25 protein-coding genes are annotated in these 18877 nt (G+C 41.3%); 10 read left to right on the top strand and 15 right to left on the bottom strand.

Annotation, left to right across the window (positions count from 1 at the left end; all coding sequences use genetic code 11):
- Nucleotides 1–6 precede the first annotated feature (6 nt).
- Genes glsA through C0V70_RS12285 form a run of 3 tightly spaced genes read right to left on the bottom strand, consistent with a single transcriptional unit; the run spans nt 7 to nt 1812 of the window.
- Nucleotides 7–930, bottom strand: a complete 924-nt coding sequence (gene glsA, locus C0V70_RS12295) for a glutaminase A (RefSeq protein WP_102244159.1) — start codon at nt 928–930, stop codon at nt 7–9.
- A 46-nt stretch (nt 931–976) separates the two neighbouring features.
- The gene (locus tag C0V70_RS12290; protein ID WP_102244158.1) at nt 977–1399 is read right to left on the bottom strand and encodes a DUF6691 family protein; all 423 of its coding nucleotides are present in this window, start codon (nt 1397–1399) and stop codon (nt 977–979) included.
- Nucleotides 1399–1812 carry a YeeE/YedE family protein gene (locus C0V70_RS12285; RefSeq protein WP_208107741.1) on the bottom strand — a complete coding sequence of 138 codons (414 nt, stop codon included), beginning with the start codon at nt 1810–1812 and terminating at the stop codon, nt 1399–1401. The genes C0V70_RS12290 and C0V70_RS12285 overlap by 1 nt, the downstream gene beginning before the upstream one ends.
- Nucleotides 1813–1876: 64 nt before the next feature.
- Between C0V70_RS12285 and C0V70_RS12280 the strand changes: the two genes are divergently transcribed.
- The 3 genes from C0V70_RS12280 to C0V70_RS12270 are packed head-to-tail and all read left to right on the top strand — an operon-like array spanning nt 1877 to nt 3797.
- Complete coding sequence (locus tag C0V70_RS12280) at nt 1877–2638, top strand: TSUP family transporter (protein WP_102244156.1); 762 nt, start codon at nt 1877–1879, stop codon at nt 2636–2638.
- Nucleotides 2635–2931 (top strand): ArsR/SmtB family transcription factor, encoded by a 297-nt coding sequence (locus tag C0V70_RS19400; protein WP_102244155.1) that lies wholly within the window; start codon nt 2635–2637, stop codon nt 2929–2931. The genes C0V70_RS12280 and C0V70_RS19400 overlap by 4 nt, the downstream gene beginning before the upstream one ends.
- A gap of 14 nt (nt 2932–2945) precedes the next feature.
- On the top strand, nt 2946–3797 hold the full coding sequence (locus tag C0V70_RS12270; RefSeq protein WP_102244154.1) for an MBL fold metallo-hydrolase: 852 nt from the start codon (nt 2946–2948) through the stop codon (nt 3795–3797).
- Here the strand turns inward: C0V70_RS12270 and C0V70_RS12265 are convergent.
- The 5 genes from C0V70_RS12265 to C0V70_RS12245 form a co-directional block, all read right to left on the bottom strand.
- Nucleotides 3794–4543, bottom strand: coding sequence for a phosphatase PAP2 family protein (locus tag C0V70_RS12265; protein ID WP_102244153.1), 750 nt, complete (start codon nt 4541–4543; stop codon nt 3794–3796). The two genes, C0V70_RS12270 and C0V70_RS12265, sit on opposite strands and share 4 nt — an antisense overlap.
- Nucleotides 4531–5307: a hypothetical protein gene (locus tag C0V70_RS12260; RefSeq protein WP_102244152.1), complete on the bottom strand. Its 777-nt coding sequence runs from the start codon at nt 5305–5307 to the stop codon at nt 4531–4533. The genes C0V70_RS12265 and C0V70_RS12260 overlap by 13 nt, the downstream gene beginning before the upstream one ends.
- A 131-nt stretch (nt 5308–5438) precedes the next feature.
- Nucleotides 5439–5762: a hypothetical protein gene (locus tag C0V70_RS12255; RefSeq protein ID WP_102244151.1), complete on the bottom strand. Its 324-nt coding sequence runs from the start codon at nt 5760–5762 to the stop codon at nt 5439–5441.
- A gap of 60 nt (nt 5763–5822) precedes the next feature.
- A complete protein-coding gene (locus tag C0V70_RS12250; RefSeq protein WP_102244150.1) occupies nt 5823–6506 on the bottom strand; it encodes a hypothetical protein in 684 nt (227 codons plus the stop codon).
- A gap of 20 nt (nt 6507–6526) precedes the next feature.
- Nucleotides 6527–6922 carry a hypothetical protein gene (locus C0V70_RS12245; RefSeq protein WP_133566615.1) on the bottom strand — a complete coding sequence of 132 codons (396 nt, stop codon included), beginning with the start codon at nt 6920–6922 and terminating at the stop codon, nt 6527–6529.
- 46 nt (nt 6923–6968) lie between these two features.
- Between C0V70_RS12245 and C0V70_RS12240 the strand changes: the two genes are divergently transcribed.
- Entirely contained in the window at nt 6969–7817 is an 849-nt protein-coding gene (locus C0V70_RS12240) for a M48 family metalloprotease (protein ID WP_102244148.1), read from the top strand.
- 15 nt (nt 7818–7832) lie between these two features.
- Nucleotides 7833–8471, top strand: a complete 639-nt coding sequence (locus C0V70_RS12235; RefSeq protein ID WP_102244147.1) for a DedA family protein — start codon at nt 7833–7835, stop codon at nt 8469–8471.
- A 47-nt stretch (nt 8472–8518) separates the two neighbouring features.
- Here the strand turns inward: C0V70_RS12235 and C0V70_RS12230 are convergent, their stop codons facing one another.
- A complete protein-coding gene (locus C0V70_RS12230) occupies nt 8519–9853 on the bottom strand; it encodes a D-alanyl-D-alanine carboxypeptidase (RefSeq protein WP_158649666.1) in 1335 nt (444 codons plus the stop codon).
- A gap of 276 nt (nt 9854–10129) precedes the next feature.
- Between C0V70_RS12230 and C0V70_RS12225 the strand changes: the two genes are divergently transcribed.
- Nucleotides 10130–10720 carry a hypothetical protein gene (locus C0V70_RS12225; protein ID WP_102244145.1) on the top strand — a complete coding sequence of 197 codons (591 nt, stop codon included), beginning with the start codon at nt 10130–10132 and terminating at the stop codon, nt 10718–10720.
- Between the two features lie 50 nt (nt 10721–10770).
- Here the strand turns inward: C0V70_RS12225 and C0V70_RS12220 are convergent, their stop codons facing one another.
- Nucleotides 10771–11115 (bottom strand): hypothetical protein, encoded by a 345-nt coding sequence (locus C0V70_RS12220; protein WP_102244144.1) that lies wholly within the window; start codon nt 11113–11115, stop codon nt 10771–10773.
- Between the two features lie 46 nt (nt 11116–11161).
- On the opposite strand from C0V70_RS12220, the gene C0V70_RS12215 reads away from it, so the two are divergent.
- The gene (locus tag C0V70_RS12215) at nt 11162–11638 is read left to right on the top strand and encodes a hypothetical protein (protein WP_102244143.1); all 477 of its coding nucleotides are present in this window, start codon (nt 11162–11164) and stop codon (nt 11636–11638) included.
- Nucleotides 11639–11650: 12 nt separating this feature from the next.
- Entirely contained in the window at nt 11651–12391 is a 741-nt protein-coding gene (locus C0V70_RS12210) for a nicotinate-nicotinamide nucleotide adenylyltransferase (protein ID WP_102244142.1), read from the top strand.
- Here C0V70_RS12210 and C0V70_RS12205 read toward each other — a convergent pair.
- The 4 genes from C0V70_RS12205 to C0V70_RS12190 form a co-directional block, all read right to left on the bottom strand.
- A complete protein-coding gene (locus C0V70_RS12205) occupies nt 12388–13185 on the bottom strand; it encodes an alpha/beta fold hydrolase (protein ID WP_102244141.1) in 798 nt (265 codons plus the stop codon). The genes C0V70_RS12210 and C0V70_RS12205 overlap by 4 nt on opposite strands.
- 8 nt (nt 13186–13193) lie before the next feature.
- A complete protein-coding gene (locus C0V70_RS12200) occupies nt 13194–14870 on the bottom strand; it encodes an IucA/IucC family protein (protein WP_158649665.1) in 1677 nt (558 codons plus the stop codon).
- Between the two features lie 183 nt (nt 14871–15053).
- Nucleotides 15054–15677 carry a 30S ribosomal protein S4 gene (gene rpsD, locus C0V70_RS12195; protein ID WP_102244139.1) on the bottom strand — a complete coding sequence of 208 codons (624 nt, stop codon included), beginning with the start codon at nt 15675–15677 and terminating at the stop codon, nt 15054–15056.
- A 121-nt stretch (nt 15678–15798) separates the two neighbouring features.
- On the bottom strand, nt 15799–16656 hold the full coding sequence (locus C0V70_RS12190) for an aminotransferase class IV (RefSeq protein ID WP_102244138.1): 858 nt from the start codon (nt 16654–16656) through the stop codon (nt 15799–15801).
- 93 nt (nt 16657–16749) lie between these two features.
- On the opposite strand from C0V70_RS12190, the gene C0V70_RS12185 reads away from it, so the two are divergent.
- Complete coding sequence (locus C0V70_RS12185) at nt 16750–18072, top strand: CFI-box extended C-terminal domain-containing protein (protein ID WP_102244137.1); 1323 nt, start codon at nt 16750–16752, stop codon at nt 18070–18072.
- Between the two features lie 27 nt (nt 18073–18099).
- Complete coding sequence (locus C0V70_RS12180) at nt 18100–18474, top strand: response regulator (RefSeq protein WP_102244136.1); 375 nt, start codon at nt 18100–18102, stop codon at nt 18472–18474.
- Between the two features lie 33 nt (nt 18475–18507).
- Here the strand turns inward: C0V70_RS12180 and grxD are convergent, their stop codons facing one another.
- Complete coding sequence (gene grxD, locus C0V70_RS12175) at nt 18508–18873, bottom strand: Grx4 family monothiol glutaredoxin (RefSeq protein ID WP_102244135.1); 366 nt, start codon at nt 18871–18873, stop codon at nt 18508–18510.
- Nucleotides 18874–18877 lie beyond the last annotated feature (4 nt).

Below are 18877 nucleotides of genomic sequence, written 5' to 3'. Positions count from 1 at the left end.
ATCCTCTTATGATTTAAAAATGCTTAAATTGTATTTTTTGACTAAATCTTTAATCGCGTTGACTGAGCGAACAGAATGCCCGTGCTGATCAATAAGTGGAGAGTAAGCAGCAATTCCCATTTTTCCAGGAACCACGGCCAGGATACATCCACTCACACCACTTTTGGCCGGAAGCCCGACTGTGTAGGCCCATTCACCTGCTGTATCATACATCCCACAGGTAAACATCAGGCTTAACATATCACTGACGTATTCTTCTTTGATCACTTGCTTTTGGCTTTTAGGCTGAACTCCGTTATTAGCAAGAGTCGCCGCCATTGTCGCCAAATCAACTGTATTAATTAAAACCGAACACTGTTTGAAATAAAGATCTAATGACTCTTCGATGTCATCACCAATGACATCAAAGTGGCGAAGCAGGTGAGCGATAGAGCGGTTGCGGTGAGCAGTTTTTTTCTCTGACTGAAAAACGGCTTCATCCACACTTACTGGGTGATTGACATAATCGCCAAAGAGATTGAGCACGCGCTCTAATCTTTTGATTTTATCTTTATCCTGAATATAACTACTGATGGCAATCGCCCCAGAGTTAATCATCGGATTGTATGGCCTATGAGTGTTTTTTTCCAGTTCGACGATGGAGTTAAAGGCTTCACCACTTGGCTCAACTCCTACGCGGGCCCTGATGAACTCTCTGCCGTGCTCTTCTAAGGCCATGCCATAGACAAAAGGTTTTGAGGCCGATTGTAGAGTGAAGTTTTGTTCAATGTCTCCGGCAGAATAAACATCACCATCAACTGTGACGACAGCAATTCCGAAATAATCAGGATTCACTTTGGCCAGTTCAGGTATATAGCTGGCCTGAGCGCCTTTTTTGTCAGAGGAGTATTTTTGGATTAATTCTTCTAAAAAAACGTTCATGTATTCCATAGAAAAACTATAACCTTAAGTAGATCCTCCCGTCATCTCAATACTCTTAACTTAACCAATTCTTTTCAATCCACATATACAGTCGCATCCCAATAAGCATGGCCGCGACAAAAATAAAAAATTCCCCATGGCCACTAACAAGCGACACCAGTCCTGGTCCTGGACAAATTCCGGCCCATCCCCAGCCGAGTCCAAAAACGGTAGCACCAAGAATAAGTCGGGAGTCGATGTCTTTTTTTGTCGGCAGACTAAAAGCTTCGCTCCATAAAGGTTTAGGTCGTTTGGTAATCAGGCGATAGGCAATGGAAAAAACCAAAATAGCTCCGACCATAACCCCAATCAGACTTGGATTCCAGTTGCCAAAAGGATCTAAGAAACCTTGGACGATATCCGGACGAGTCATACCTGAAACCCCAAGACCTAAGGCAAAGAGAGCGCCGGCCAGGAAAGCTGCAAGATAGGCCTTCATTAGAAACCTCCATGAATAATTTTAGAGAGGAAAAATCCCAGGACTCCAAAAGCAATAAAGGTACAAGTTGCGATAATAGAGCGCGGACTAAAGCGGGAGATCCCGCAGACTCCGTGACCGGAAGTACAGCCACTGCCCATCGTTGTCCCTACACCGACGAGAAGACCCGCTAAGGCGTAGTCCCAATATTTCAGAGAAGTCGAAAACGATAATGAAGAGGGCAAGAACTCTCTGACTAAAAAGGCGCCAGTGAAGAGCCCTAAGAGAAAGATGATTCTCCATTTTTTCTCTTTTAAAGAAGAAGGGGAAATGAGGTTGCCCACGATTCCGCTTACACCCATTATCCGGCCATTGGTCAGTAAGAGCATGGCCGCGGCCAGCCCAATCATCATTCCACCTATTAATGCCAACATAAGACCTCCTTTGACAATATAACGATATTATAATATAATAATATTGTCAAGGCAGGAGAACATCATGATTTTAACACTTATTGGTTTATTGACGGGGTTGGTTCTAGGTCTGACTGGGGCAGGCGGGGCATTGATTGCCATTCCTCTTTTTTTAACCGGACTTCATGTCTCTTTAAATGAAGCCACTTTCCTTTCTTTAATCGTTGTCATGATTGCTTCAGGGATTAATTACCTTGGAGGCCATATCGGGGGCGGACAAAAGGCCGATAATAAAATAGTGTCAGGACTTTTTGCGAGCAGTTTTTTAGGGACGGCAATGGCCCTACAAATTAAACCTTATGTCGGGGACTTGGTTACGGCTTCTTTACTGGGGCTTATCAGTCTTTATGGACTCTGGAGTGTATGGAAGAAGAAAAGTTCTGCAAAACCAGGTGTTGAAGTTAAAACGTTTTGGCCGGTTATTTTTTCAGGTATCGTTTTTGGGGCCTTGACGACGCTTACAGGACTTGGGGGAGGAGTGTTGATCATTCCTCTTTTGATCAACTTTTTTCACCTGAGCTATGAAGAGGCCCTCCCTAGCAGCTTGCTTCTCATTTTCCTGATCTCTCTTTCTTCGTTTGTAATGCAGTTGTTAAAAAAAGGAAGTGGAGGAGTCAGAGGAATAGATATTTTTTTTCTTTTTATCGGCACAGTGCTCGCGTCTTTAGTTGTCAAAAAAATAATGGGTAAAATACCAGCTAAATGGAGTGAATTAGGCCGAAGAGTTGTCTTTACCCTAGTCGTTCTGTATTCTTTTATGGCCATAGGACAAAAGGTTTTAATATGAAAAAAAACGTCGATTTAAAACAAAAGAGTGTGGAGGTGGCAGACATACTCAAGGCGCTTTCTCATCCACAAAGACTGTTGATTCTTTGTCTTTTAATGGATGGGGAAAAAAGTGTGGGAGAGATTATGCAAAAGAGTGATTTATCTCAGTCTCAGACTTCGCAATTTCTTATCCGTCTGCAAAAAGAAGGTCTCCTTATGTCGCGTAAAGAGGGAAACTTTTCAATGTACAGCATTTCTGATAAAAAAATACAAAAGCTAATTTTGTCTTTGAATAAAATATTTTGCTCTTAACCTAATGAGGGATTATGAACGTTCAGCACTTTTTTGATAAAGACACATTTACTCTTACTTATATCGTCTATGATCATAACACCAAAGATGCAGTGATTATTGACCCTGTTTTAGATTATGACCCGGCCTCTGGTGCGATTGAAAATAACAGTCTGAAATTGATCCTGGATTTTATTAGAGAGCACAAACTTAATCCTCATTATTGTCTTGAGACTCACGCTCACGCAGATCATTTGTCGAGCTCACAAGAGCTTAAAGATTACTTTCCTCATATTAAAATTGCGATAAGTGAAAACATTCAAAAAGTGCAGAAGTCTTTTAAGGATGTCTTTCATTTTGGAGATGATTTTAAAACCAATGGTTCACAGTTTGATAAGTTAATTAAAAATCATGAAGAGTTCTCTGCAGGATCAATTAAAATTCACGCTATTCCTACTCCTGGTCACACGCCAGCATGTATGAGTTTTCATATTAATAATATGGTTTTTACTGGTGACGCTCTTTTTATTGAAGATTCGGGAACTGGAAGATGCGATTTCCCTGATGGAAGTGCACAGGATTTATATACCTCAGTTCATGAAAATCTTTATTCTCTGCCAGACGATACAATTGTGTTTGTAGGTCATGATTATCAGCCAAACGGTAGAGACCTTCGTTTTGAGACAACTATTGGCCAGTCAAAAATGCACAATACTCAATTGAGAAAAGAAACATCAAGAGAAGAGTATGTAACTTTCCGCGAGGCCCGCGATAAAACTCTAAAGGCCCCACGTCTTCTTTTTGCCAGCATTCAAGTTAATATCAATGCAGGTGTTCTACCCACAGAACTGAAGATGCCGCTTTTTAATAAGATGAAAAAAATCTAGAAATCTAATCCCATGGCAAGGCCCGCGCCTTTAGGTACTGGAACCAGTGTCAGCCAGTAGGGATTCCCTTTTTGTAGGTTGTAGTATACACCCCACGCAAAAGAAGCTCCGATAGTCATACCGGCGGTGATATCGTGAAGGTAGTGAAAGTCATCGTTGGCGCGACTGATAGCGATGAAGGCCGCTGCCCCGTGGGCAACTCCTCCCCAGAACCAACCATGTTGAAGGGCCACAACTGAGGCAAAAGCAAAAGATGCAGAAGAGTGACCTGAAGGAAAGGAATGGTGGTCATCCGGATAACCGGGCCGCTTTTCACTGATGGTGTATTTTAGAGCAGTCGTCAGTGCGACAGTATAAGTTGTTGCTCTTAACATATGTTCAGCGCGCTCTAGGGCCTTGGGGTCATCGTGAAATTTTCCCTGCCAAAGATAGTATGAACTGTAGCCTAGGTTTAAAAGCCCGTATCCGACATAATCACCGATAAAGCCTAGTTTACCCAAAGGCTTTGCCTCGCGAAAGCTTTCTCTTTTTCTATAGGTGATGTCTTTTCTCGTAATGTACATCATCCCAGTGGTAATCGTTCCCCCAAGAAGAATCCATTTTGCCGGAGTGGTTAGTGGACTGATTAAATCGCTACCCACATCTTTCAAATAAGATTTGTCTTCAAATTGAAGTGTTCTTTCTTCTTCAGCGAAGGCAACTTGGTACATAAGTAAAATAGGAATAAGCCATTTTAGAAAAACCATGAAACCCCCAGCTTACTGTATTGAGTTTCAATTTCAAACTCGGTGGCATCATTGGTTGATTCAGTAATGACGTTGAAGTTGGAGCCTTTTCTCACATGCTCAAGAGTCATGAAAGAGCGCTCTGATAAAAAATATCCAAGAGCAAACTTTCCACCAACAATAAATCCTTTGTCAGTGAGTCTGGTGTAAGAGGCACTATGTGAATTGTAATCGGTTGTAAGGTAAAAAAGAGCATTGCCTTCAACAAACCATTTTCCCAGCAGCCATTGGGTCCCTAAAAGTGTTCCGAATTGCGAATAGGCATTAACTGTTTCTTTTTCTCCATTTTGTTTCCAGGTTTTTTCTCTGCCGATGATATCGGCATGGATATCACCATAGAAGCGCCAGTCTTCGTGGCGGTGAGAGTACAGAAAACCTAAAGAGAGATCTTTACCGGAGTAAGTGTTGTTGGATTCTTTTCCTTTTAATGGAGAACCTTTCACTTTTATTCTTAAGGCCAGTTTGTTTTTATCACTGTCAGCTTTGAAGTGTTCTTCGTAATAAAGTTCAAAAGCATGAAATCCTTGATAAGAAACTCTGCTGTCTGGGATGTTTAATGTCGGTGCATAGTTTTTTGAAAGTCTTCCGTTAGAAATAAAAGAAAGTGAGCCGCCGATGAGTCTGCCGTTAGACAGGCCGTAAGCATTTTCAATTTTATAATACCAGTGTTCATATTCAAAAAGGTCCTGAACGGTACTGGCCTTTTCATATTCATGCTCTTCCATAAAGTAGCGTGTTTCAGCATGAAGTTTAATCTCACCCGGTTTTAAAAGATAAAACGGGTGAGAGATATCGGTATCGATTTCTTTTGCAAAGAGAGTGAATGGAACAATTAAAAGTAAGAGGTACTTTATAATTACATTCCTGAGTAACAGCGAGACTGAGAGATGCTGTAGTCTGTTTCATTGACCATGTACAGGCAGCTGTCATAATCGAAGTGCTCTTGAACGCGAACGTGAGGAATAACTTCTCCTTCGCGAGTGATGATTCTGCTTGGTTGAGCTTCGATATCCAGCACTCTTGGATTAGAACAAAAAACTTCCAGAGTTTTATTTTGGTTTGATGCAACAGCAGCGATCGCTTTCATGTAGCGAGGGTAGCTTTCGTATTTAGAGCAAAGGTTTCCAGCGAAAGCTGAAGTTGATAGAACAGTTAAAGCAAGTAGTGTGATGTGTTTCATAGCAGGTCCTTGAGAAAAAGTTTGGGCCATGAAACAATATTTTTTTGTAAGTGTAAAGAATTATTTTTTGATGGGATTCAAGCAATGGAAAATCACTTTATACGCTTCTTGTCTCTCGCGCGCAGTCAGATAAGGGCTGACAGTTTTCCAGATATTTGTTTTGTCTTGAAGAGGTAATTTACAAACGCCTACGCCGCTATTGATGTAACAGCCCGGATGATAAGAAAGAGTGAACTCTGTGATGTGATCACAGGTTTTTTTGCGCTCTTTTAAATTACCTGACGTCGGACAGTTTCCTTTGACTTCACATTCATCGACTAATCCTTTTTGCAGACACACCATCACTGTGTAAATCCATTCAACTCCGGCCTTCGTAAATTTTTTATCTTCGATGTTTTTAACGTAAGCGCTGCAAGTTGGGTGAGCAAGCTCTGTAAAGTAATTCACTCCGACACTGTCGCATTGGTATTTGTTTTCCATGCACTTGTAGAAGCCACAAGTGGTGTAAGGAAAGCACATTTCTTTTTTAGGAAGATTGAGAACCTGGTATTCACCATTTTGCAGAGACAAGCATGACTCAGGATTGTCACCGCATTCACCGAATTTTTGTTCTAAGCTTTGCAGATAAGTTGTTTTGAGTTCGCGCTCAAGAACGCCTTTGATCTCAATCCCAGGAATTCCTGCGAATAAAAGTGTAGGGAAGAGTGCAGTAAGGAGAAGAAGAACAAATAAATATCTGGCCATCCATGGTCCTGGGTCTGGGTTTATTCGTGATAAACCTTAATATCGTTTTTCTTTTTATCTAAAGAAACTTCAACCGTGATGTTCTTTAGTGTTTCAGCTGATTCAATTTTATAAATCCCGCGGGCCACCTTTTTAAAATCCAGTTTTTGCCCTTTTGGTGACTTAAGTGCCACCAGGTCGGCCTTTTCAAAATCTTTGTAGGGACCGTTGTGTTCTAATTTATGGTCGTAAATATACAGCAGGTTTTTTTCCAGCATAAAGCAGACTTTTTCTTCTTTGTAGCTTGATGGGCAGTGGGCAAAGGCCTGTGCCGATGTAAGAATCAGTGCCAGTAGGGCAACTGAGAGGCGCATTTTTTGAGTTTTCATAGGTCTAGCGTATCTATTGCGCCATGCGTTTTGCAATATAAGTTTCATTTAAAAAGGTTAGTCTTTTTGCTGTCTTTTGAGTACACTCCGGCCCATGAAAAAACTGTGGTCTTTCGCCCTTATTCTTTCACTCTTTTCAGGCCCTTCGATGGCGGCCAATGTCGTCCCTGAGAACGATCTGCATATTCCTCCACTGCGTGTGAAGGACTTTGAAAGTGTGACTGAGCATGACTTTAATACAGTGACGAGACTTCTCCATAAAATTTATGCACCAGTGGTTTTAGAAAAGTCTGGCCTTCAACTTGTCATGAATGCGACTTGGAACGATGACACTGTAAACGCTTATGCCACTCGCGAAGTCGACACGTGGACTGTTCACGTGGCCGGTGGGATTGCCCGCGCCAAAGGAATGACTAAAGACTCTCTGGCCTTAGTTGTTTGCCACGAACTTGGTCACCATTTAGGTGGAGCACCGAGAACTTTCCTTTATGATGGATGGCCTTCAGCTGAAGGACAGGCCGATTACTGGGCGTCTTCAAAATGCCTAAAGAACTATTATGCTGAATTAAAAAATGAAGATGTTTCAATCAACGAAAACGTTCCTGAGAAAGTCATCAAGGATTGCAACTTCGTTTATAAAAACCTGGGCGAGCTAAAGATTTGTATCCGCACTATGCTGGCAAGTTTAAGCTTCGCACATTTCTTAAATCATCTTCCAGATGCCAAAACGCCTGTAAGTATCGACGCCGCAGACGACCGCATCGTGAAGGGCACGAACACAAATAATTACCCAAGACCTCAATGCCGCTTTGATACTCTTTATCAAGGGGCCTTATGTACTGTTGGATCTAATGTTGCAACTTCAGAGACTGATGCTAAAATTGGTCATTGTAATGATACCAACAGACCTGGAGCACGCCCTCGCTGTTGGTATAAACCGTAACCAACAGGAATCTTCATGGAATTCATTCACGCCATCATCGACTTCATTCTACACATTGAAGTCCACCTGGATTATTTGATCCAAACGTATCATGCCTGGACTTACTTAATTCTCTTTATGATTATTTTCTGTGAAACCGGTGTCGTCGTTCTTCCTTTTCTTCCGGGAGATTCACTGCTTTTTGCGATCGGTGCTTTTGCCGCCCGTGGGTCATTTGATTTCTGGACGATCTCGCTGTCACTTCTGGCCGCGGCGATTATTGGAGACAGTGTGAACTACACCATTGGAAAGTATATCGGCCCGAAAGTTTTCTATAAAGACGACTCAAAATTTTTTAACAAGGCCCACTTGCTTAAGGCCCAGGCCTTTTATGAGAAGTATGGGGCAAAAACAATTATTATCGCGCGTTTTATTCCTATCGTCCGCACCTTTGCTCCTTTTGTGGCAGGGATCGGGGAAATGACTTATAAGAAGTTTATGACTTACAATGTGGTGGGAGCAGTTTTATGGGTGTTCTCATTTATCCCATTGGGATACTTCTTCGGGAACCTTCCATTCGTCAGAGAGAACTTCAAGATCGTGATGATTGCAATTATTGTGATTTCGGTTCTTCCGGCCGTGATTGAATTTATCAGAGAAAAAAGAAAACAGTAGAAATAAAAAAGGCCCGCATTTTGCGGGCCTTTTTGTTTTAACTTATATTACTGAAGAGATCCTTCGATAGAGCTGAAGTCAGTAGCTTCTTCTTCATCGATAATGTTGAAGTTCTTAACATTTTCGTTGTTGTCGTAAGCGTGGAAACCTTCTACCTGGTAACCAAATGTTTTTGGACCACTCATTTCATCCATTAGAGACTTTACCATCGCGTTTTGAACTTGTTTTGCGCTTGTGATGTCTGTCGTCTGGTTGAAGATACCAAAGAAGCTGTATCCCTTTTGCGTGTTCATCGCCCCAGCAAGAGTCGATGTGTGCATTAACGTACCAGTCTTCGCTACGAAAGTGTTTTTTAGGTCACTTGAGTTTAGACGGTTAGCAAATGTACCGGCGTCACTTCCTGGAACTGCAACCACGTCTTCAATTTCTTTTCCTTGTCTTTCAGATGACTCTTTTAGAGCTTCAATTAGCTCGGCCATGACTGCACAAGTTGCGTAGTTGTCGTATCTTTTTCCGTTAATAACTGTTGGAAGACCATTTCCATTCCACAGTTTTAACTTATCAGTTGTGATACTGAACTTATCTGCAACCCATTTCTCAAACTTAGCTGCTCCACCAAGATCAAGGAAGATGGTGTGAGAAGAGTAGTTGTTCGACTTAACGTTTGTTTCTTTAAGGTATTTATAAAGAGCTGGAGAAGTTAGAGTTAAAACTTTAACATCTTCCGGAACATTGTTGATGTCTTCTACCAGAGGGTTTTTCTCTGAGAACTCAACAGCGTCTGCGCTCATATCAACAGATTTTAAGAAACGGTCTTTTTTAGCTAGAGAAGCTAGACGATCGTATTCTGCTCTAAACACTTTTGACCAAGAGTCTGTGTTGAAATAAAGCTTAATGTTCTTCCCGTTAGAGTCTCTTGTAATAAGAGGGTATGGGTCCGTGTGAACCTGAGCGTTCGGGAAGATTTGAATCGTTTTATCGTAAGTGATTTTATCAAAGTGCTTGTACCCTAGAGTGTTTAACTGAGAGATAAGGAAAAGCATTTTTTCGTTGCTCATGAAAGGATCGAAAGACCCTTGAATGTGCAGGTTATTTCCTTTGATATAAAGTTTTGTATCGTAACGGTAGTTTGGACCTTTTTCTTCAACCGCCCAAAGAGTTGTAATTAATTTTGTAACTGAAGCTAAACGTACCTTTGTGTCTACGTTTGAGCCTTGAAGTTTTCCGTTTTCATCTGTGTAACAATACGACTGCTCTTTTGCGTCTAGTTTGTACTTGGCCAAAAGCTGAGCGAAGTCTTTATCAGTGGCTTCACTGGCCATAACTGATGATGCCGACATAGCTAAAAGCGCCACGCTTGTTAGTTTTTTAGATAATTTCATATAGTAGCCCCTCATGATGAATGTGTGGATTCCCCAAAAAATATGTATGAGGGGTATAGCCTCGATGACCATTCGTTTCAACCAAGCTTGTAAATTCTATAGGTTCGCATACTTACTGGGGTTTAGAGGTGAGCCGGGGCCAGAATGTCACCGTTTTTTATGAATTAACACAGGACTTTTATTTAAAACCTTACATCTTTACCAGGAATTTGCCCAATCACCCAAGGCGCGATAAGTTCAAGGTATTGAATTTTTTACCACTCAGGAGAATTCCACATGAAAACATTATTACCATTAGTCGCGGCTGCGCTTTTATTTGCTGGCTGTGAAAAGATCGAAGGACAACTTAACGTTAACAAAGACGTAAAAATTAAAACAACAAAAGGTGTTTTAAGAACGCTAAGAGTTGGGACATACTCTGCAGACATTAAAGCTAACACTAAAAAGAAAATCACTCTTCGTTTAAACAACGACAGCGATGAAAAATATGAGTTCAACATTCCAGATGGATCAATCCCGTCAAACGGATCATTTGCTTACAACTCAAATACAGTTGGACAGCCAGTTGACCTAAAAGGAACTGTTGCAACAACTGTAACTGATTCTGAAAGAAGACAAACAACTGAATCTTGCCAATACCAAGAGCCAGTTCAAGTTTGTTACCCTGTACCAAACGGTGGTGTTAACTGTTCAATCCAGTACCAAACAAGATTTGGAACAAGATGGATCCAGTACTACGACAGAAAAACAGACAAAGATGTCTCTCTTACGATCTCAGCTGCTAACACAAATGATGAAGCAGCAACTTTCCAAGGGGACGTAACTTGGGTTGAAAGAATCGTATTAAGCTCTACTCAGTGTAGATAGTTTTAATAAAAGAAAAGGCCTCGAAAGAGGCCTTTTTTATTTGTGCTTTGTTATTGCTTCCAGATGGGACCGGGTGAGACAGCGTAGCGCACTCTCTTGGCCACAATGTCATCCAGTATATGTTCTTGTTCAAGATATGAACCAAGCTCTTCCAAAAGTTCTTCTTTATTACTCGTCAGTAGGATCCCGCTCAGGTAGTGAGTGTACTCCTCATCATCCTGAATTGAAGTAATGACCAGATTGTAAGGGGCGAGCTGGCCTTTTTTAATCTCGATCATTGTCTGATTGGGAAGTCGATTAAATTTATCACCCATGAGAAGAGAGACGTCGGTGTAGTTCTCTTGCTCGAGTGAAATCAAAAAGCGGATGTTTTTATATTCGGTTTCAAAATTCATGTTAAAATCAGTTTAACACGAAATTGATTCGAGAAGGAGCTTAAAAGTGTCGGAATTGACCTATTGGAGAAAATGCGGAAGTTGCAAGAAAGAAATCGGCTTTAATACCATTTACCAGGCCTGCAACGTCAGCACTTGCCGCAAGCTGGTTTTTTGCTCAGTAGACTGCTGGAACCTACATAATCCGGTGATGAATCACAAGAGTTCGTGGGCAGAAGAAAACCGCTCCCCAAGAAAAGAAGACTATAATCCAGCAAGTGATGATTCAGCTCCAAGAAGAGTGATCGTTTCAAATAAACCGGCAACTGCAAGTGGAGCAGAAGTAGTTGGGGCCGCTAACGAAGAAGATATTCTCATTGTCGCTTCCAAGCTTAAACAATATATTAAAGACAAGTACGACATGAACACGTCTGCCAATGTGATGGAAGCTCTCTCAAGTATCGTGAGAAGGCACACGGACCGTGCGGTCCAAAAGGCGCGCATGGAAGGCAGAAAGACGGTGATGGACCGTGATTTCGAATAAGGATTTTAGGTAATGCAGCTCCTTTACCCACTTGAGTTTAGAAACTCACTGGAAGTTAAATTAGACAGCGCTCACTTGGGTGGAGAACACCATGATGAGTGGTGTGATATTTATAAATTAGATGATCTCTCACAACTTGATCAGCTTAATCTTCTGATCTCGCTTGGAGACTTCTTTAAGTTCATGCCGGTGCTTTCTTCAACTCCTAAAGGGCACATTAAAAAAGACATCCTTAAACATGAAATCAAAGACAGTGTGACTTTTTTTGGTGGAAGCTTTTTTCCTTTTCATCCGGGGCACATGGCCTGTTTAGAGCTTTGTCCGGAAGAAAACATCGTGATCGTGCCTGATTGCAATCCCCACAAAGAACTCAAAGAAAAGATGAATCCTTACGATGATTTCATGCACCTATGCCTGACTTTAAAAGACACGCCATACTCTGTTTACCCTGGATTTTTCGGGCGTAATAAACCAAATCCGACATCAAACTGGCTGCCTAAAGTTAAGATCGCACAAAAGAATTTCCTGATGGGGGACGACTCCTTTATGAACATTCTCAAGTGGCATGAACCAGAAGTATTACTCAATGCTTTGACTAAAATTTATGTGGCCCCAAGAGATTTTGAGACAAACGACTACGGACCTCAGATTGAAAAAGTGAAGGCCATAAATCCAAAACTGGAAATTATTATTCTTCCAGATCATCCGTATAGAAGTCTTTCTTCAAGCAAGATCCGCGCAAGACAAGATTAAATCTTTTCACCTTTATGGAATTTAATAACGACTTCGCAAAACTCTTTTGGGTGAGTTTTGTGAATGTTATGCCAAGACTTTGGGATTTCATACATCTGTGCACGTGGGATGTGAGTCTTAATGTGCTCAATACAAGTCGGAGTAAGAGCAGAGCCAACTGCCGGATCTGCATTGATAAAAAGCACCGGGAAGATTGTCTGTGTTAAAGCAGAGGTGAGATCAGAGTAATTTCCCTGGTAACCATAAAGAACAGAAACGTGAGGCCAGAATTTAAGCTCATACTTGCCGTCTCTTTCCACTACTTTTGTTTTCATCAAATCAGCGGCGTACGAGTAAAGGGGAGAGATGATTGTGAAGATATCGTCTTTGTTGTCAAAGAGAAGACTTTCAACTTCTGCTTTTTTGGCGATTTCAGTTTTTTCCTGATCGTGCTCTGGAGAGCGAGGCTGCCTTTGATGAATCCCCATATCTTCAATGATCATTTTTTCAACCATCTCAGGATAGAGTTTTCCAAACATCAGTGAAGTTCTGCCACCCATTGAGTGACCAAGGAGAGTGATTTTTTTAATTCCTAAATGATCTAGAAGCCCTTTTAAGTCGCGTGCCATGGCATCAGCGGTATAGTCGTGGCCTTCTGGTTTTGAAGCTCCGTGCCCGCGCTGATCAACTAATAAGACAGAAAAATGCTCAGAGAGTGTAGGGATCAGAGGGATAAATGTATCCAGTGAACTCAGTAGCCCATGAAGCATCACCAGCACTGGCTTGCCGTTATTTAGAAAGCGGTAGTTGAGCATAATGTCCTCTAGAAAAAGGTCTTTAATAGACCCCAGCAGTTTAATGGTTTCACCGGGATTTGGGTACTAAGTTTCAGCACAAAACCTGTGCCTTTTTTGTACTCCTCTTTTTCCTGGGCATTAAAGAAGGCCATGCCAACGACTTTACCTTTTTGCACTTCATAAACCCCGTGGTCAGTCAGGAAAAACTCAGTTTTACCTTTAACTTTGGCCATGCTGATCCATTCTTCATTTTCCTGTTTCTTCAGGATGAACTCTTTTAAATTAGCTGATTCAGCAAGTGGTTTCTTAGGCATCTCTTCGGGCATTCTGGTTTCATTGATCACCAGTTCTTCAATCACTTTATAGTCGTTCATGTTGGGAACAGTTTTTAAATTCAGTCCCAGGTAAGAGTTGATCTGCTTGATAAAAGCAGTATCAATCATCGCCTTAAGCTGTGCCATTTTCTTTTGTGTCATCGTTTCATCGTACATGGCCACTTGAGAAAGCATCATATCGAAGACCTGTCTCTTATAGAAGAAAACGTAACTGCTGATGTAGTTAGAGCGTCCACCGCGGAGTTTATATTTTTTTACGTTTGTGTTTTCCATGTAAACATCAACCGGGCCATTATTTTTGGCCATCGTAAAGACATCCGGCCAGACGCCACCGAAGTCGCGCACAACCCATTTACCAGTTGGTTTTAAATCCATCGTTGTTTCAAAACATAAGTTTTGTGAGTGAGGCTCAAAATTCATTCCCGATTTTAGAGAAAGATTTTCAAACATCTTCATATAGCTCTTAATCATGTACTCTTCAAAGAAGGTGAATGAATCCATTCCACTGGCCTTGATAACATCCATGATTAATGGTTTTGGTTTTTTATTCGGGCTCATTAACGCAGAAAAAGAAAGCCATTTGGTCTTTGAGTTCACTACTTCATCCGGGATTTCACGGATGAGCTGGCCTCCTAGTTTTTCAGGAGCACCTGGGAGCTCTTTGCCCATAACTAGACCAGCACTTTCCGGGAAAACTTTTACATTCATCTCATTGAGTTTTTCTAAACCAATGCGGTCGAACACCTTTTGGTTGGCCACTGAGCGCTCAACTTCATTTTCACTTACCAGACGGTCGATACTTCCAATAACGTTTTTATCAAGACTTACTTTGGCGATAAAAGGTTTGTTTTTTAAATCACTGTGATCCCACACAACAAGCGAGCGGTAACTCGATGTCGGTGAAGCTGTAAATTCAGTTTCATCCTGAGAAACATATTTATAAGTTCCTCTCATAAATTCATAGTGAGCTTCTGATTCCGGGTGAACAAAAAGTTTAAAATATTTTTTTCCATCAACCATCATCATCAGCTGTTTTGAAACACGTTTATCCAGAGAGTCCGCTTGAAGAAACTTTGCATCTTCGGCCGGAACTAAATAGTAGGGAAGTGGAAACTTCGGATTGTTTTCAGGAATGTATTCGGGAGCAATATTTGAAGCGAAGGCATTGGCCCCCCACAAATCTTTGTTATGCAGATTCTGCTCTTCGTTTAAAAGTTCCAATACGCCCTTAGCAATTGGTTCTTTTCCATCAAACTTCGAAAGATGTTCACTGGCGATTGATCTTTGTGAGTGTGTATTCCACGAAGGAGTTGAGCATCCAGCAATCAAAAGTGTGATAAGAACAAGAAGTGACGTCAGTTGTTTCATAACCATCCCTAAAGTTAAACAAATCCTTCGGGCTTTTCGGAAGAATAGGGCATCGGTATGAGAATTTTAGTATCTGACTGAATGGGTTGGGATACGCCCTGTTGCCAGGTTTAAGGAAAGGCAAAAAAAAAGCCTCCGTTTCCGGAGGCTTTTTTGTATTTCATGGAATAAAACCAATAAAAACTATGGTTTAACTTTCCAGTAGAATTCCGTTACTAACTGACCAGCGTATTCGAATGGAATGTCGCTTGGAAGTGGAAGGTCAACAACCTTCGCAGTTTTCGCGTCTACTGAGTAACAAGCTGGAACAGACGGAAGTCTTGGAGTTGCCTGAGCTTGTGTGAAGTTAAGAGAAGCGTATCCTCTGTCTGTAAGAGTGATAACGTCACCTTTTTTAATTGTGTATCCTGGAACGTTGATCTTCTTTCCGTTAACTACAACGTGTCCGTGAGAAACCATTTGGTTTGCTGCAAGCATTGACGGTGCCCAGTTAAGTCTGAAGATTACGTTTGAAAGACGGCTTTCAAGAGTGATTAGAAGTGAATCCATCCACGCACGAGATTTGTCTTTTTTAGCTTTCTTTACGTAGTTAACTAATTGACCTTCTCTTAGTCCGTAGTGGTATCTAAGTTTTTGTTTTTCTTTTTGACGAACAGCGAAGTCAGAGATTTTCTTTCTCTTGTTTCCGTGTTGACCTGGACCATAAGGTCTTCTTTCTAAAGCGCCTGCTTTTCCAAGTCCTGGAAGTTCAATTCCTAGTGATCTTTGGATTTTGAAACGGCTTTTTCCTGTAGTACTTCTTGCCATGAACTGCCCCTAAATAATTAGCTTTTTAACAACTTCAACAATTAGTTCGTTGTGATTTTAATAAAATTACGTCCGTAAGTAATACAGGTTCCTTTAAGTCATGTCAATTTTAAAAACGCAACTACTTTACAAACTCGAGGTAAAGCTCAAGGAGCTTCAGAGTTAATGCACCTGGTTTTCCATTTCCAATCAGGTGTGACTCGATCTTGGTAACTGGCACGACGTTTCGCGTTGTGCTGGTAATAAAGCATTCATCTGCACTCAAGAAGTCGTCTTTAGTTAAACTTTTTTCCACTAGAGGGAGGGGGAGCATTTGACGCTTTGCCATTTCCAATAGGGCCTTGCGGGTTAACCCGTCCAGGACTCCGTCGGCCAGCGGCGGAGTAAAGAGAATATTGTTTTTAATGACCCAGGCATTACTTGTAGTGCCCTCGGTGACATGGCCATGTGTATTGATCATAAAGGAGTCGTAAGCTCCTCGTGATGTCGCCTCGCGGTTGGCGAGGATGTTTTCTTGATAATTTCCGGTTTTTGGTAGTGAGCCTGAGGCCTCAATCTTTTTTTGGAAAAAGATCATGCTGACTCCGTCAGTAATCCACCAAGCGGGGTTTGGCTTAATTTCTTTAGTGAAGACTACTAGGTTGTTAGGGCCTGAGAGTGCGGGGTCTAGCCCGAGATCGCTGTTAGTTCCGCGGGTCAGAACAATCCTGATTGTAGCGTCTTTAAAAGGTGCAGCCTCGATGGTTTTTAAGACTTCGCTCAGAATAACTTCTTTGGAGTAAGTGGGTTCCAGTGAGATTTTTTCAGCTGATAAAAACAGGCGGTCGATGTGTTGGTCAATTCTAAAGGGCCTTTTATTAAAAGTGCGAGTGGCCTCGTAGACTGAGTCGCCGTAGAGAAAGCCTCGGTCAAAGACGGAGATCTTGGCTTCAGGGCCTTTTAAAAGAGTGCCGTTAATGTTGACTAAAAAATCTTCCATGAGAGAGAACCTATAGAATTTATTGGAAGAAATCAAAGCATTTTTTCGACTACTTCGTTGACGATGCACTTCTAATAAGGGGATAATTTTTCAATGAGAAAACACATCCTTTCATCACTTCTTTTGATTTGGTCGGCCCAGCTTTTTGCCGGAGCTGCAACCACAATCAGGTTAAATACAAATAATGAACTAGTTGTGACCGGCCAAACGACTGGATCAGCATTTGTCATCAATTCAGCTGAGCCAAGCGGTGACGGGACTGCAGAAGCCTCTCCGGCAAAAGTTTATGTGCCGATGGATGGACCTTTGGCAGGTGCAGCTGATGAAGCCAAGTATTTTATCGATAAAAATGCTGGAACACTTTTTGATGTGACCAGCACTAGTCAAAAGATCAATTTTCCTCTCTATGTAAATGCTTTAACAGTAACAAATCCTTTTTATATTTACGTTGCACTTAAAGACAACTCTAACAATTATAAGATCGTCACTTTTTCTTCTAGCACTTATAACGGAACGACAAACCTGGATGTTACATTCCCGGTTTCGGTTAAAGAATTTTGTGATCAATCAGGAGTCGATTGCTCTTCTTTTACTTCAACCTCTGGAACTGAAAAAACGTTCACAGCTTACTTTTTCTTAAACGATACTGTTCCGACGTCTCTGCCAGTGGGGACGACTATTACGCCTTCAGCAGCAGGTTATAATAACGGTATTTATTTTCAACTCAATATGAGCAATAAGGTCTATACAAAAAATCAGGTGACTCTGGATATTACTAAAACCAGACCAGGGGATAAGAGACTTATTCTTGAGTACAGTGGAAGTGCGGGGATCACAAACCCTAAAGCGGTTCGTGTTATTAGTTTTGGAAGCACTAACCCTGGATCAGCGATTGATGATGAGCCTATTGTGACGGCCTTGAATGCTGGTGGGAGTTTAACTTCTACGGAGTATCCTTATTCAACCTCAGGTCAATTGACTGTCACTAATCTGGAAAACGGAGTAGAGACCTTTCTCTCTGTGGTGATGGTGAATCTTTATAACATCGCAACAGTAGTGTCTCCTGCGGGCAGTGAGACTCCGCTTGAGATTCAGGAACTACTTAAAAAAGAAGGCTGCTTCTTACTAACAGCAGGGTTCGGAGAAGACCATTACGTAATTTCTTACTTTAGACATTTCAGAGATGCGGTTCTCGCGAAGTCTTATTTAGGGAAGGCCTTCATAAGCTTTTATTATGATACGGCCCCTAAGTACGCCTTACTAATCTATAAGCATGAGACATTACGCGCCATGATCAGAGGAATGGCCTACACGCTTTATTTTATTTTTAATAATATAAGCCTGATCTTACTTTCTTCGCTTTTTGCAACACTTTTATTTTATTTATACAAAAAACGAGAAAAAATTAAGATTTGACGCGCTCTTTTCGACTATAATAGTTTAATGGTCGATAGAAAGAACTTAATGGTCCTCATCGTTGATGATGAACCAGATATTTTAGAATTAATGGAAGAAGAGTTTCGCTACTGTGGCTACCAAACGGTAACTGCTGTATGTGGAAACGATGCCATTAAAATCCTTGATGCTCAACACGTTGATATTGTCGTTTCTGATTATAAAATGCCTAACGGTAACGGGATGGCCGTGCTTTCGCACGTCAATAAGATGAACAACAAACCTGTTTTCTTTTTCGTTTCAGGACAAGCAGATGTATCGACAGAAGATGCAGTGAGAGCAGGAGCGAAGAAGTTTTTTTCGAAGCCGTTTGACCTGGATGAATTGATCAAAGAAATAGAACAAGATTTAATTGAAGCCTAAAAAAAAGGCCCTCTTTCGAGGGCCTTTTTATTTTTAGTTAACTTTTAAGATGTCTTCTAGTTCACCATTTTGCATAAGCTCAGTGATGATATCGTTTCCGCCAACCAGTTGCCCTTTAACGTAAAGTTGTGGGTAAGTCGGCCAGTTAGAGAATTGCTTTACGCCTTCTCTGATATCCATGTCTGAAAGAATGTTAAATGTCTTGTATCCTACATGGTAGTGATTAAGAATTCTGATAACGTTAGCAGAGAATCCACACTGTGGCATATCCGGTGTCCCTTTCATGAAAAGGAAAATCGGGCTTGCTGAAATAAGGTTTTTAATACGTGTGTTGATGTCTAAACTTTTGTCTGTTTCTTCGATCGCCAGACCTTGGACAACTTCAAATGGGTTACTCATATAT

Source organism: Bacteriovorax stolpii, from assembly GCF_002872415.1.
In the GTDB taxonomy this organism is placed as follows: Bacteria; Bdellovibrionota; Bacteriovoracia; order Bacteriovoracales; family Bacteriovoracaceae; genus Bacteriovorax; species Bacteriovorax stolpii.
This window is presented reverse-complemented; position numbering and strand designations above follow the sequence as displayed.